Below are 14687 nucleotides of genomic sequence, written 5' to 3' on the forward strand. Positions count from 1 at the left end.
GGGTTATATGGTCAAGTGAAGAAGCGCATACGGTGGATGCCTTGGCAGTCAGAGGCGATGAAAGACGTGGTAGCCTGCGATAAGCTTTGGGGAGTCGGCAAACAGACTGTGATCCAGAGATCTCTGAATGGGGGAACCCACTCAGCATAAGCTGAGTATCTTGTACTGAATACATAGGTGCAAGAGGCGAACCAGGGGAACTGAAACATCTAAGTACCCTGAGGAAAAGAAATCAACCGAGATTCCCTTAGTAGTGGCGAGCGAACGGGGACCAGCCCTTAAGCTGGTTTGAGATTAGTGGAACGCTCTGGAAAGTGCGGCCATAGTGGGTGATAGCCCCGTACACGAAAATCTCTTGCCAGTGAAATCGAGTAGGACGGAGCACGAGAAACTTTGTCTGAACATGGGGGGACCATCCTCCAAGGCTAAATACTACTGACTGACCGATAGTGAACCAGTACCGTGAGGGAAAGGCGAAAAGAACCCCGGAGAGGGGAGTGAAATAGAACCTGAAACCGTATGCGTACAAGCAGTGGGAGCCTACTTTGTTAGGTGACTGCGTACCTTTTGTATAATGGGTCAGCGACTTATATTCAGTGGCGAGCTTAACCGAATAGGGGAGGCGTAGCGAAAGCGAGTCTTAATAGGGCGCTTTAGTCGCTGGGTATAGACCCGAAACCGGGCGATCTATCCATGGGCAGGTTGAAGGTTAGGTAACACTGACTGGAGGACCGAACCGACTACCGTTGAAAAGTTAGCGGATGACCTGTGGATCGGAGTGAAAGGCTAATCAAGCTCGGAGATAGCTGGTTCTCCTCGAAAGCTATTTAGGTAGCGCCTCATGTATCACTGTAGGGGGTAGAGCACTGTTTCGGCTAGGGGGTCATCCCGACTTACCAAACCGATGCAAACTCCGAATACCTACAAGTGCCGAGCATGGGAGACACACGGCGGGTGCTAACGTCCGTCGTGAAAAGGGAAACAACCCAGACCGTCAGCTAAGGTCCCAAAGTCATGGTTAAGTGGGAAACGATGTGGGAAGGCTTAGACAGCTAGGAGGTTGGCTTAGAAGCAGCCACCCTTTAAAGAAAGCGTAATAGCTCACTAGTCGAGTCGGCCTGCGCGGAAGATGTAACGGGGCTCAAACCATGCACCGAAGCTACGGGTATCACCTTTGGTGATGCGGTAGAGGAGCGTTCTGTAAGCCTGTGAAGGTGAGTTGAGAAGCTTGCTGGAGGTATCAGAAGTGCGAATGCTGACATGAGTAACGACAATGCGAGTGAAAAACTCGCACGCCGAAAGACCAAGGTTTCCTGCGCAACGTTAATCGACGCAGGGTTAGTCGGTCCCTAAGGCGAGGCTGAAAAGCGTAGTCGATGGAAAACAGGTTAATATTCCTGTACTTCCAGTTATTGCGATGGAGGGACGGAGAAGGCTAGGCCAGCTTGGCGTTGGTTGTCCAAGTTTAAGGTGGTAGGCTGAGATCTTAGGCAAATCCGGGATCTCAAGGCCGAGAGCTGATGACGAGTGCTCATTAGAGCGCGAAGTGGTTGATGCCATGCTTCCAAGAAAAGCTCCTAAGCTTCAGATAACTGGGAACCGTACCCCAAACCGACACAGGTGGTTAGGTAGAGAATACCAAGGCGCTTGAGAGAACTCGGGTGAAGGAACTAGGCAAAATGGCACCGTAACTTCGGGAGAAGGTGCGCCGGTGAGGGTGAAGCACTTGCTGCGTAAGCCCACGCCGGTCGAAGATACCAGGCCGCTGCGACTGTTTATTAAAAACACAGCACTCTGCAAACACGAAAGTGGACGTATAGGGTGTGACGCCTGCCCGGTGCCGGAAGGTTAATTGATGGGGTTAGCGCAAGCGAAGCTCTTGATCGAAGCCCCGGTAAACGGCGGCCGTAACTATAACGGTCCTAAGGTAGCGAAATTCCTTGTCGGGTAAGTTCCGACCTGCACGAATGGCGTAACGATGGCGGCGCTGTCTCCACCCGAGACTCAGTGAAATTGAAATCGCTGTGAAGATGCAGTGTATCCGCGGCTAGACGGAAAGACCCCGTGAACCTTTACTATAGCTTTGCACTGGACTTTGAGCTTGCTTGTGTAGGATAGGTGGGAGGCTTTGAAGTGGGGACGCCAGTTCTCATGGAGCCATCCTTGAAATACCACCCTGGCAACCTTGAGGTTCTAACTCAGGTCCGTTATCCGGATCGAGGACAGTGTATGGTGGGTAGTTTGACTGGGGCGGTCTCCTCCCAAAGAGTAACGGAGGAGTACGAAGGTGCGCTCAGACCGGTCGGAAATCGGTCGTAGAGTATAAAGGCAAAAGCGCGCTTGACTGCGAGACAAACACGTCGAGCAGGTACGAAAGTAGGTCTTAGTGATCCGGTGGTTCTGTATGGAAGGGCCATCGCTCAACGGATAAAAGGTACTCCGGGGATAACAGGCTGATACCGCCCAAGAGTTCATATCGACGGCGGTGTTTGGCACCTCGATGTCGGCTCATCACATCCTGGGGCTGAAGCCGGTCCCAAGGGTATGGCTGTTCGCCATTTAAAGTGGTACGCGAGCTGGGTTTAGAACGTCGTGAGACAGTTCGGTCCCTATCTGCCGTGGACGTTTGAGATTTGAGAGGGGCTGCTCCTAGTACGAGAGGACCGGAGTGGACGAACCTCTGGTGTTCCGGTTGTCACGCCAGTGGCATTGCCGGGTAGCTATGTTCGGAAGAGATAACCGCTGAAAGCATCTAAGCGGGAAACTTGCCTCAAGATGAGATCTCACTGGAACCTTGAGTTCCCTGAAGGGCCGTCGAAGACTACGACGTTGATAGGTTGGGTGTGTAAGCGCTGTGAGGCGTTGAGCTAACCAATACTAATTGCCCGTGAGGCTTGACCATATAACACCCAAGCAATCTGCACATGAACGCAGATTGTGGTGGTGAAGACGAAAGAACCGAAAGTTCGCAGCTTCACAAAGATCACATATCCGAATTCGCTGGAGTATCCATCTGGATCTTCTGGCAACAGAATTTCTTGACGACCATAGAGCATTGGAACCACCTGATCCCATCCCGAACTCAGCAGTGAAACGATGCATCGCCGATGGTAGTGTGGGGTTTCCCCATGTGAGAGTAGGTCATCGTCAAGATTCATTTCGCAAAACCCCTATCTGCGCATGCAGGTAGGGGTTTTGTCTTTAAGTAGAGAGTACAGAGATTCGCTGGCACGTCCCTCGGACGGACCGGCACACAGAATTTCTTGACGACCATAGAGCATTGGAACCACCTGATCCCATCCCGAACTCAGCAGTGAAACGATGCATCGCCGATGGTAGTGTGGGGTTTCCCCATGTGAGAGTAGGTCATCGTCAAGATTCAATTCCGAAGCCCCTGATCGCAACGCGGTCGGGGGCTTTGTCTTTTCCGCTGCATGGAAACCGTAACCCATTGATTGGGCACGATCTCTGTTGGAGCGGCTTCAGCCGCGATCACCCGCGAGGCGGGTGCCAGGCATCGCGTTGTCCGCATCGCGGCTAAAGCCGCTCCTACAAATTTCCAGCAGGCACAAAAAAACCGCTCCAAGGGGAGCGGCTTTTTGTTGCGTGTAGATCAGCTCAGCAGGTTCTTCACATTCCCCATCGCCTCATCGGCAAACCCCTGGAGAAATGCCTGGAACCCCGGCAGCGCCTCGTGGCCACCCTCCCAGGGCTCGGCCTGGATGGTCCAGGTCGCGCGGCTGTGGTTGGCATCGATCACTTGCACCTCCATCGCCGCCCACAGGTTACCGATGTTCAGGCTGGTGTAGATCAGGCTCCAGGTCATGTGCATGGCCTGCTCGTCGCGTGAGTTGAGTTGCTCGATGACCACGTTGCCGTCCTTGAACAGCTTCTTGCGCACCGAACGTACACCACTGCCTGTCATGTCGATGTGCGCGAGCGCCGGGATGAACACCGGGAACCCCGCGAAGTTGCCAACGATGTTCCATACGGCGGCGGCGGGTGCGGCGATTTCCACACGGGAGACCACCTTGCAACCTTCAGGGTTGCGGATCAGGGTATCGGGTTTGAGTGCTTGCATGCTGTGTTGCTCCTGTTGTGTGGAAAAGGGGTCAGATGAAGCCGATGTCGGCCAGGTACCGGCAGCCGCGGCGCAGCAGCTCGGGATTCTTGCTCGGGTAATGGGCACCCATGCGCCGTACCCCGTCACGGGCGTTGGCATGGACAATCCCGGAGATGTCGCCGATGTCTTCCTCGAAACCGTCCAGGTAGAAGCCCAGGACGTCGTACAGCGCGTTGTCGCGGTCGACCCGGCGCAACTGGTGTTGCCACTGCTCGACGCTCACCAGCTCGAAGGCATGGCCCTGCTCACGGAACGAGGCCAGGTAGTCGCGCCAACGTAGTGGCTCGGGGTTGTGCAGGTTGAACACGCATTGCCCGGCCTGGTGGCGGCTGCTGTGGAAGGCGATGAAGCGCGAGAGGAAGTCCACCGGCATCAGGTCGAAGTCGATCTCCAGGCCTGGTACCTGCCCTAGTTGCAACGAGCCCTTGAGCATCAGCATCAGGCGATTGCGCTGGGGCTGGCAGGCGCCGGTACGGCTGTCGAAGGTGATGTTCCCCGGGCGGAACAGGTTGACCCACACCCCCTGTGCGCGGGCGCGGCTGAGGATACGTTCGCCGACCCACTTGCTCAGGTTGTAGCCGTTGCGGATGTAGATCGGCGGGGTGCTTGCCGGGCCGTCCTCCAGTACCTGGCCATGGCTGTCCACGGCACTGCAGGCGGAGAGGGTGGAGACGAAGTTGAAGATCTTCTTGCGCCGCCCCTCGCACAGGCGCAGGCACTCGAACAACGGCTCGATGTTGTCGGCGGCCAGTACCTGGTAATCGAGCACATGGTTGACCTGCGCGGCGTTGTGCAGCAGGGCCCCATAGCCTTCGTCCAGGTAGTCGTAATCGGCCTCTGCCAGGCCCAGGCGCGGCTTGCGCAGGTCGGCATCGAATACCTTGATGCGCGACAGGTCGAGGGTGATGTGGTTGTCACGCAGCGACCGGGCAAAGCGCTCGGCGGCATCCACACCCTCGGCACTGCGCACCAGGCAGGCCACCTCGGTCGCCCCCCAATCCAGCAGGGCTTCGACCAGGTGCACGCCGAGGAAGCTGTTGGCCCCGGTGACGATCACCTTGTGCACATCGCCCAGGCGCTCGACTGGCAATACCTGCAGGTCGAGGTCGCGGTTGGCGTCCTGTTCCAGGCGCTCCAGCGAGTGCTGTTGCACCGTGTCGTCACCATCGAGCAGCGCCCCCAACCGCTGCAGGGTCGGTTGTTCGATGAAGCGATTGATCGCCACGCCCTGGCCGAAACCTTCGCGCACCGCCAGCAGCAACCGCGACAGCAGAATCGAATGGCCGCCGAGGTTGAAGAAGCTGTCATCGATGGAAATGTCTGCTTCCGGCAGTTCCAGCAGTTCGCTCCACAGGCCCCGCAAGCGATGTTCGGTGGCGGTGCCCGGTTGCAGGCAATGGCGGGTGGGCAGGGCCAGTGGTCGCTGCGACAGCGCCTGGCGATCCACCTTGCCATTGGCGGTGTAGGGCATCTGCTCCAGCACCTGGTAGATCATCGGGCGCATGTAGTCGGGCAGGTGCTGCTCGGCGTGCGCGCGCAGTTGCTGTTCGGCATCTGCGCCGTGGCCATGGGCGACGAACGCAAGCACGCGGCGCTGGGCGTCAATCACCACCGCCACCTGGGCGAACAGCTGGCTGTCGCGCAGGCAGTGTTCGATCTCTTCCGGCTCAACGCGAAAGCCGCGGATCTTTACCTGGTTGTCACGGCGGCCGGACAACTCGATGCCTTGGGTGGTCCACTTGCCGATATCACCCGTGCGATAGGCACGCAATGCACGGCCATCGGGCAGGCACAGCTCGACGAAGCGTTCGGCGGTCAGGGCCGGGTTGTTCAGGTAGCCGAGCCCGACGCCAGGGCCGGTGATGTAAAGCTCACCCGCAACCTGCTGCGTGACCGGCCGCAGGTCTTCGTCGAGGATCAAAACCTGGGTGTTGGCGATGGGCAGGCCGAGGTTGCGGTTGCTTTCGCCGCTGGCGAACACCCGGGTAGTTGCCAGCACGGTGGTTTCGGTCGGGCCATAGATGTTGTGCATCCGGCATTGCCCGGACAGCCGGACGATGACTTCCGGTTCGCAGACATCGCCGCCAGTGACCAGATGCTTCAAGCCCAGGTGTGTATCACGCGACAGGATGCTCAACAGGGCCGGCGGCAGAAATGCGTGGGTGACGGCCTGGCTGTGGATAAGTCGCACCAGCTGTTGCGGGTCACGGCGCTGGTCTTCGTTGGGTAGCACCAGTTCGGCACCGCAGGCGAAGGTGGGCAGGATATCCAGCAGGGAAGCGTCGAAGCCGATGGTGGAGAACTGCAACACCCGGCTGTGCCGGTCCAGTGCCACGTGCTCGCGGTACCAGGCCATGAAGTGCGCCAGGTTGCCCTGGCTGAGCAACACACCCTTGGGCAGGCCCGTGGTACCGGAGGTGTAGATCGCCACGCAGGCCTGGCCGGCGCAGGCCGGGCGTTGTGCCAGGGAGGGCAGTTGGGCGTCCTCGGCGATCGACAGCGCACGGACATCCAGGTGCGCGATACCCACGGGCTCCTGGCCGTCATGTAGTACTACACAGGCTTTGGCGTCGGCCAGGATGCGTTGACGGCGTTCGGCCGGGGTCGCCGGGTCCAGGGGTAGGTAAATGGCCGAACAGCCCAGGATCGCCAGCAAGCTGGCATAGAGCTCGGGTGACTTGGCCATGCACACGGCGACCACCGGAGGGTGCTCGCCCGCTTCTGGCAACAGCGGCAGCAGCACACGCTGGATCGCGACGGTGCGGGCATGCAGCTGCCCATAGCTGTAGCGCTGGCCGTCGCGGTTCAACGCTGTGCGTTCGGCGTGTTGGCGCAGGCTGTGCTCCAGTTGCCCGATCAAGCCGGTCTCGGCCTGTTCCAGGAGGTCGGCGCGCAGCGTGCGGTTGAACGGGTGCCGGTAGGCCAGCGCCTCCAGCCAGTCCAGGCCATGTTCGCGCTCCTGCACGCCGGGGCTGACGGCGGGAGCCTCCTGCAGGTACTGCGGGTTGCGGGCATAGCGGGTGACCTGCAGGGCGAGCAGGTCGTTCAGGGCTTGCAGGGCGTCCTCACGCAGCTGCTGGCCGTTGCCGGAGGCAGGCGACGGCACGGGCAGGCGTTCGATCAGCCGTTGGGCGCTGGCACTGCCGCACCAGCACAGGGTCTCGAGGCGTGGCAGGGTTTCGGCGAAGCTGGCGCCCAGGCGCAGCCTGAGCAAGGGCGTAGCGTCCAATGATTGCCAGTCGCTGCTGTTCAGCGCCAGGCTGCCGTCCTCCACCACCAGGTGCGGGCGAACAACCAGTTGCTGGCGCAAGGTTTCGGCGTTGTCGGCGATGGTGATGCCATGGCCATGTTCGCCGAGCTGATGGGCAAGCTGCCCCAGGGCGGGGCTGTTGCCCACCAGGAGTATGTCGAGGCGTCTCATGCAGGTGTCCTCAGGGCAGGTAGTCGCGCAGGGCGTGCTGTACGCAGGTCGACTCGAGCATCGAACTGGCACGGAAGAAGCGCAGGATGTTGCCCAGCAACGGGTGTTGGTGGTTGATCGGGTAGGCCAGCCCCAGAGCTTCTTCGCGCAAGGCCTGGCGTACCGTTTCGGTCACCGGCAGTGTGGCGATGAGGGCGTGGTCGAAGGCCTGTTGGATGTCGTTGGTCAGGTACTGGCGCAGGAACACTGGCAGCACGTCGGCGATCGCCTGGCGGTCGGCTTCGCTTGCCGCCTGCCAGTAGATCCGTGTCAGGCGTGCCCAGAAGCTCGAGTGGCGGCCCTCGTCGAGCAGGTGGTCGGCCATCAGACCTTTTACCGAGGGTTTGACCGAGTCGTCGCGGGCGAAGGCCGCCACATCGTCGGTCAGGGTGTTCTCGGCAATGCCCACGCAGATCAGCTCGACGGCGTCGCGCAGATCCTCGGGCACCTGCGCCAGGGCCGCCGGGATGGCCCGGCTGAGCTCGATCTCCTGAGGTAGGGCGATCGGTTCGACACCGGTCAGGGCGACGGTCTGCTGCAGGAAGTCCATGGCCACCAGGGCGTGGTAGTCCTCGTCCACCACCACGGTCATGGCGTCGTAGCGGCAGGCGAACGGGAAGCGCACGGCGAAGCGGTCCTTGGCGATGCGCCGTGCGGTGCGATCGACGATCTCGGTCTCGAAGATCACCACATCGTTGATGAACTTGTAGAGGCTCTGCACCAATACGAAGTCGCGCAGTTGCGGGCACTCGCGCTGGAAGGTGGCGCCAAGCACCAGGGGCTGGCGGCTGAGCGGGTAGATCAGCCGCTGGTCGTCCTCGACCAGGCGCCGGGGCCGGGTGCGGATGGTGGCGCGCTCTTCCCAGGCGTCGGCGAAGGAGCGGTATTCATGGGCGTTCATGGGGTGACCTCGGCGACAGGGGTTTGCAGCGACGCGCGCAGGCGGTCCCACAGGGCCATGCGGCTGTCCACCGCGGCGATGGCCGCGGCGTAGACGTCCTCCTGGCGCACCGGGTCGTGATCGACCAGGCGTGCCAGCAACTGCTCGGCGGCCGGACCGTGGTCTTCGGAGTCGACTTCGATATGCCGTTGCAGGTAGTAGCGGAAGGTGGGGGCCTGCTCGCTGCCGATGCCCCATTCGTCGAGGATCTGCTGGAACATCATCGGGATGACGCTTTCACGGCCATGCAGGAAGGCTGCGGCGACGCGGTGCGCGGGGGCGTCCAGGGCCACTTCGAGGGTGTCGCGCACGAAATGCTGGGCCGCTTCGCTGGCACCGGCGCGAGGCAGGGCGCTCAGCGCATCGACGCCCTGTTGCTGGAGGCTGATGAAGCGTTCGATCGCCTGGGTGCAGGCGCCAACCTCGCGCATGGCGTCCAGGTACAGCTCGAAGTGGCTGTAGTGACCGTGGTCGAGGCGGTCGTCGGATTCCTCGCCCAGCACGATCTCGTTGATCAGGCGGGCAGCGGCCGGGTCTGCCGGGGGCAGCCAGGGCAGGCTGACGCAGGTCAGTTCCTGTTGCAGGCGCTTGGTCAGCGACATGAAATCCCAGACGGCGAAAACGTGGGTCTCCATAAACCGGCGCAGGGTGTCGAGCGAGTCGATTTCGGAAAACAGCGGGTGCCGGGAAAGTGCAATCTTCTTGTTGGAAAGTGTGCTCTTCAATGTGCTCATGATGATGTCCGTTGTGGGTGTTTCGGGATTGTTATTTCACTGCGAGTTGTTCGTTCTGCCATATTCGAGGTGCACGAGGCCCTCGAAGCAAAATCGATATTGATGAACCTGCAGAGGCCATGGCTCAAGGTGTATCTCGGGTTTTGGCGCCTGGCTGTATAAAAGTTAGAGCAACTTCAAAGTTGTCGGCAAATGTTTTTTTAATTATTTTAAGTTTGTAATTATCGCGGGCAGATAGTGGCCATATAAAACTTTCGGGTAAGTTTTATTCAGGCAATAAGTGCTCCTTCCGATAATTAACTATCAGAAAAGAATACGACTGAGTGAATGCCTCACTCGGAGCACTGATAAACGGAGTCAGGGAAGGTTTGACTATTAAGGGGCGGCTGATCGCTTGCGGTCCTTGCCCCGGTACCGCGCTCCTTCTTCTGGTGGATAAAGTGCGGCCGACCAGGCCCGTCGGGTGATCAGCGGTCGGCGCGGGGTCTAGAGTGTGCCCAAAATGCTGGCACTGCCATGGCTTGCGGCAGCCATGACAACGCAAATGGATGTTTCCGGAGGGGTGTAAGCGTGCGCGGCTACAAACTGAGCAGGCCGAGGTGGGTGTTGATGATGCGCACCAGGCGCTGGTTGAGCAGTGAGGTGTCGACCGATTGCGCGGGCAGTTCGATCAGCTCAAGGCCCTGGCGGGCAAGGCTGTGCCAGCCGAGCATGGCTGGCAGCGAGCCTGGGAGGTACAGCACGGTCATCGGTACCTGGATGGCCAGGCTGGTGGTGATGCCCAGGCGGGGGGGAGGGCTGTCATAAGTGGAAACAAAGAGATGGCGGGTCTGCCCAGGATGATGGTTCTGGGCCAACTGTGTCAGTGCCACCGCCACATGCGCGCCAAGCCCCTGGCCGAAGATGGCATGGGGTTGGGCGAGGTAGGGCTGGAGTTTGTCGAGCAACGCACGGGCGAGGGGGCAGGGAGGTTGCGCGGGGTCGAATCCATCCAGGCGGACAGAGGGAGGGACATCGGCGGCAATCAGTTCGATGGGATCGCACAGGGTCTGGGCCCAGGTGCGGTACTGCATGAGCTGTTGTCGATCGTAGGCCAGGCAGATCAGGCGGATCCGGGCAGGTGGTTCGATGATTGTTCCCTGTAGCGTCTGCACGTGCACTGGCGTTCCTTATGCCGGATGACGTTCCTTGCCGACACAGCCACGACCGTGGCTGCGGGGTGTCACTGATCGGCTGTCGACTGTCGGTCGAGGTACTTCCTGATGGTGCGGGCGGCATTGTTCAGGTGGGCTTCGAGCAACCTGACGGCATCATCCACCAGTTTGTCGCTGGCCGCATCCACCAACGCGATATGGTCATCCTGGGTCAGCTTGCCCAGCCCCATCGACGACAGGTGGAAACGCAGGAAGCGTTCCTCTTCGTTGAGCTCGATCTCGATCATGCGCAGCAGCTTCTGGTTGTGCGCCTTGCTGTAGAGGGACATGTGGAACAGACGGTTGAGGCGACCGATTTCGGCGTGACGGGTTTCGTTTTCCAGCTGCTGGATATAACCACGGGCCTGGGCGATGTCATTGGCATCGAGCAGGGGAATCGATTGGCGCAGGGCCTCGGTTTCGAGAATAACGCGCAACGCATAGGTGTCGACTGCGTCCTCGCCGATCAGCGGCGCGACCACGGCGCCTTTATGCATGACCACCTGCAACAGCGATTGCGCTTCAAGCTGGCGCAGGGCTTCGCGTACCGGCATGCGGCTGACGCCGAAGAGGCTGGCCAGCTCCTGTTGGCGCAGGGCGGTGCCCGGAGGCAGCCGGCCGTCGAGGATGGCACTGCGCAGGCGCTCTTCGATGACGCTGCGGGCGAGGTGCGGCGGAACTTGCTCGCTGCCCAGCACGGTGCTCAGGAGTTTGGGTTTCTCAGCCACGCGGGTTCAGCCTCGGCAACATGAAGATTGGATCCAATAACCCTAGTGAGGGATGGGGCCGCTTGTCAAACGGCGAGTGGACGCGGGCCTGTGCCCGTTCATCGAACGCGGCTATCGTGAAGGAAGTCGGCAGCCAAGGGAAGCCACAGGCGCCTTTGCATGGCCTTGGCATGTCGGGTTTACCGACGGCTGGCAGCATGATCGCAAGGTGCCATTGTCTTTTGCACCGCCAGCCCGCACCATCGCTGCTTTCGAATGATCTGAACAGGTGTCCGCAGTGGCGATACCTTGGACTCTCAATACGACCCTGCGCCGCTTTGGCCTCGCCGTGCTGCTCGGCGGCCTGTTGCTGGGCGTCACGCAGGCGGATTGGGACTTTTCCCAGATCAGCCGCCGTGCCCAGGCGCTCTATGGGCCGCTGGGCGAGGGCCAGAAGCGCATCGATGCCTGGCAGCAACTGCTCGCCACGCAGAAGCAGGGCAGCGAGCTGGAGCAGTTGCAGGTGGTCAACCGCTTCTTCAACCAGCAGCTGCGCTATGTCGAGGATATCGACCTGTGGCATGAGGTCGACTATTGGGCCACGCCGGTGCAGTCGCTGATCAAGGGAGCGGGGGACTGCGAGGACTACGCCATCGCCAAGTACTTCAGCCTGCGGCGCATGGGCATCCCGGCCGAGAAGCTGCGCATCACCTACGTCAAGGCCCTGCGCCAGAACCGCGCACACATGGTCCTGACCTATTATTCAAGCCCACAGGCCCAGCCCCTGGTGCTCGACAGCCTGATGGACGCGATCAAGCCCGCCAGCCAGCGTAGCGACCTGTTGCCGGTGTACGCCTTCAATGGCGAGGGCCTGTGGCTGACCGGCGCCGCTGGCAACAAGAAAGTCGGCGACACCAAGCGCCTGTCGCGTTGGCAGGACCTGCTGAAGAAAATGCAGGCCGAAGGGTTCCCGGCCGAACCGGTTTACTGAAGGAGCACAGATGTCACTGTTCAAACAATTGCTGCTAGCCATTTGCCTGTTCCTGGTGGTCGCCTTCAGTGGCAGCTTCATGGTCAGCCTGGAGAGCTCGCGTAGCCAGTACGTCAACCAGCTGCGCTCCCACGCCCAGGACGCGGCCACCGCGTTGGCGCTGTCGCTGACGCCCAACATCGATGACCCGGCAATGGTCGAGCTGATGGTCAGCTCGATCTTCGATAGTGGCTACTACACCAGCATCAAGGTCATCGACCTGGGCTCCAACGCCGTGCTGGTCGAGCGCCATGCCGAGCCGGACAGCGGTAGCGTGCCGGGCTGGTTCATCCACCTGATCGGCCTGGAACCGGCCGGGGGCGACGCGATCGTCAGCCGTGGCTGGCAGCAGGCGGCGCGGGTCGAGGTGATCAGCCACCCGATGTTCGCCCTGGCCAAGCTGTGGCAGAGCGCTTTGGGCAGCCTTGGCTGGCTGCTGCTGTGCGGCGCGGTGAGCGCGGTGCTCGGCGCGCTGCTGCTGCGCCGGCAGTTGCGGCCGCTGGACTACATGGTGGCGCAATCCCACGCCATCGCCCGGCGCGAGTTCCTCAGCCTGCCCGAGCTGCCGCGCACGCCGGAACTGCGGCGGGTGGTGCAGGCGATGAACCAGATGGTCGAGAAGCTCAAGGCGCTGTTCACCGAACAGGCCGAGCGCAGCGAGAAACTGCGCACCGAGTCGTACCAGGACAGCCTCACTGGCCTGGCCAACCGCCGCTACTTCGAGATGCAGCTCAATGCCCGGGTCAGCAACCTGGAGGAGGCGCGCGCCGGTTACCTGCTGCTGCTGCGGGTCCAGGACCTGGCTGGCCTGAATGCACGCCTGGGCGGCCAGCGTACCGACCAGCTGCTGCAGGCGGTGGGCGAGCAACTGCGCCGCACCTGCGCCAACTACCCGGAAACCAACGACCTTATCACCCGTAGCCGCGGTGGCGAATTTGCCGTGCTGGCGCCGGGCATGGTCCACGACGAGGCGATCCAGCTGGCCCAGGCCCTGGCCGCGACCTTGCAGAGCCTGCACGAAACCGGGGCCAGCGATGTCGACCCGGTGGCCTGTATTGGCCTGGCACCCTACAACCCGGGCGATGCTCCCCAGGACCTGCTCAAACTCGCCGACGAGGCGCTGGCCCGCGCTGAGAGCCAGCCGCAGCCGGGCTGGGTATGCCTGGAGCAGGGGGCTGCTGCCGATGCCGCCGATAGCCACCATGCCTGGCACACCCGCCTGGACCAGGCACTGGCCAAAGGGCAGTTCGAGCTGTTCTTCCAGCCGGTGGTGGATTGCCGGGCGACTGACCGGGTGCTGCATTACAAGGTCATCTCGCGTTTGCACGACGAGCAGGGCGAAGCCTTGGCGGCGGGCCGCTTCCTGCCCTGGCTCGAGCGTTTCGGTTGGATGGCGCGGCTGGACCTGCTGGTGCTGGAGAAGGTGCTCAAGCACCTGCAGGGGCATGGCGAGTCGCTGGCGCTGAACCTGTCGGCCGCGACCCTGGCCGACCCCAAGGCGTTGCAGCGGGTCTTCGAGCTGCTCGGCCAGTACCGCGCCATCGGGCCGCGCCTCACCTTCGAGATCGGCGAGGAGCAGTTGCCTGAACAGTCGATGCTCGAGCAACTGACCCGTCGCCTGCGCGGGCTGGGCTTCAGCCTGGCGCTGCAGCGTTTCGGTGGCCGCTTCAGCATGATCGGCAACCTGGCGCACCTGGGACTGGCCTACCTGAAGATCGATGGTGGCTACATCCGCAATATCGACCACGAGCGGCACAAGCGGCTGTTCATCGAAGCCATCCAGCGGGCGGCGCACAGCATCGACCTGCCGTTGATTGCAGAACGGGTGGAGACGGAAGGGGAATTGAAGGTGCTGCGCGAGATGGGGGTGCAGGGGATCCAGGGGCAGTTGGTGGGTGAGCCCGCGCCTTGGCGTTGAGCCTGTTCGCTCTGTAGGAGCGGCTTCAGCCGCGATCACCCGCGAAGCGGGTGCCGGCCTGCATCGCGGCTGAAGCCGCTCCTACAGCGAACAGGGCCGCTCAGATCAACCCGCCTTCCTCTTCTTCCTCGATCAGGTTGTTCAAACCGCCCAGCGCCTTGCGCGCGGTGGAGCGGTTGAGCAGCTTGGCCTGGGCGCCGAGTGGCAGGTCGGTGATGCTGAACACGCCCTTGGCCGTCAGCACCTCGATCAGGTCCTCGAGCACCCGGATCATGTCCAGGTCGCTCTGCTTGAGCTGCTTGAGGCTGTTCTCGACAACGTCGTCGGCGAACCATTCCTGGATCTCGGCATTGTCTGCCGGGACCATGTCGGTAAAACCGTCAAACGCGGCGGCTTCCACCCGCAGCAACTGGCCCTCGGCGTCGCGTTGCACGTAGAACATGGCGGCGTCCCTCGTCACGATGAATCCTTTTTGGTAGTCAGCAGCATAGGCAAAGTTCGCCGGGCATGTAAGCCCGGCGCACGAGTATGCGCGTGAAGGGATGGCTGGGAAAGCCCGCGCCCCCGACGGTGGCCCTTGCG

General features: G+C 61.3%; 9 protein-coding genes and 3 rRNA genes. 5 read left to right on the plus strand and 7 right to left on the minus strand.

The features are described 5' to 3' along the window. The first annotated feature begins 9 nt into the window (after positions 1-9). From PSEEN_RS00570 to rrf (PSEEN_RS00580), 3 genes are all read left to right on the plus strand, one after another. Positions 10-2902, plus strand: a 23S ribosomal RNA gene (locus PSEEN_RS00570). Positions 2903-3037: 135 nt separating this feature from the next. Beyond that, a 5S ribosomal RNA gene (rrf, locus tag PSEEN_RS00575) occupies positions 3038-3153 on the plus strand. A 109-nt stretch (positions 3154-3262) separates the two neighbouring features. Beyond that, positions 3263-3378 (plus strand): 5S ribosomal RNA (rrf, locus tag PSEEN_RS00580). Positions 3379-3613: 235 nt separating this feature from the next. Here rrf (PSEEN_RS00580) and PSEEN_RS00585 read toward each other — a convergent pair. From PSEEN_RS00585 to PSEEN_RS00610, 6 genes are all read right to left on the minus strand, one after another. Further along, positions 3614-4081 (minus strand): SRPBCC family protein, encoded by a 468-nt coding sequence (locus PSEEN_RS00585; RefSeq protein ID WP_011531569.1) that lies wholly within the window; start codon positions 4079-4081, stop codon positions 3614-3616. Positions 4082-4112: 31 nt separating this feature from the next. Continuing rightward, entirely contained in the window at positions 4113-7544 is a 3432-nt protein-coding gene (locus tag PSEEN_RS00590; protein ID WP_011531570.1) for an amino acid adenylation domain-containing protein, read from the minus strand. Positions 7545-7554: 10 nt separating this feature from the next. After that, complete coding sequence (locus PSEEN_RS00595) at positions 7555-8484, minus strand: diiron oxygenase (protein WP_011531571.1); 930 nt, start codon at positions 8482-8484, stop codon at positions 7555-7557. Further along, positions 8481-9257 carry a DUF3050 domain-containing protein gene (locus PSEEN_RS00600; protein ID WP_011531572.1) on the minus strand — a complete coding sequence of 259 codons (777 nt, stop codon included), beginning with the start codon at positions 9255-9257 and terminating at the stop codon, positions 8481-8483. Before PSEEN_RS00600 ends, PSEEN_RS00595 begins: the two co-directional genes overlap by 4 nt. A 578-nt stretch (positions 9258-9835) precedes the next feature. Beyond that, a complete protein-coding gene (locus tag PSEEN_RS00605; RefSeq protein ID WP_158020223.1) occupies positions 9836-10411 on the minus strand; it encodes a hypothetical protein in 576 nt (191 codons plus the stop codon). A 68-nt stretch (positions 10412-10479) separates the two neighbouring features. Beyond that, the gene (locus PSEEN_RS00610; protein WP_011531574.1) at positions 10480-11178 is read right to left on the minus strand and encodes a GntR family transcriptional regulator; all 699 of its coding nucleotides are present in this window, start codon (positions 11176-11178) and stop codon (positions 10480-10482) included. Between the two features lie 268 nt (positions 11179-11446). Here PSEEN_RS00610 and lapG point away from each other — a divergent pair, with 268 nt between their 5' ends. Both lapG and lapD read left to right on the plus strand, forming a co-directional pair. Next, positions 11447-12148: a cysteine protease LapG gene (gene lapG, locus PSEEN_RS00615; protein ID WP_231845288.1), complete on the plus strand. Its 702-nt coding sequence runs from the start codon at positions 11447-11449 to the stop codon at positions 12146-12148. Between the two features lie 10 nt (positions 12149-12158). Then, positions 12159-14105 carry a cyclic di-GMP receptor LapD gene (lapD, locus tag PSEEN_RS00620; RefSeq protein WP_011531576.1) on the plus strand — a complete coding sequence of 649 codons (1947 nt, stop codon included), beginning with the start codon at positions 12159-12161 and terminating at the stop codon, positions 14103-14105. A 100-nt stretch (positions 14106-14205) separates the two neighbouring features. On the opposite strand, the gene PSEEN_RS00625 is transcribed toward lapD, so the two are convergent. Next, entirely contained in the window at positions 14206-14547 is a 342-nt protein-coding gene (locus PSEEN_RS00625) for a hypothetical protein (RefSeq protein ID WP_011531577.1), read from the minus strand. Positions 14548-14687 lie beyond the last annotated feature (140 nt).

This window comes from Pseudomonas entomophila L48 (assembly GCF_000026105.1).
In the GTDB taxonomy this organism is placed as follows: Bacteria; Pseudomonadota; Gammaproteobacteria; order Pseudomonadales; family Pseudomonadaceae; genus Aquipseudomonas; species Aquipseudomonas entomophila.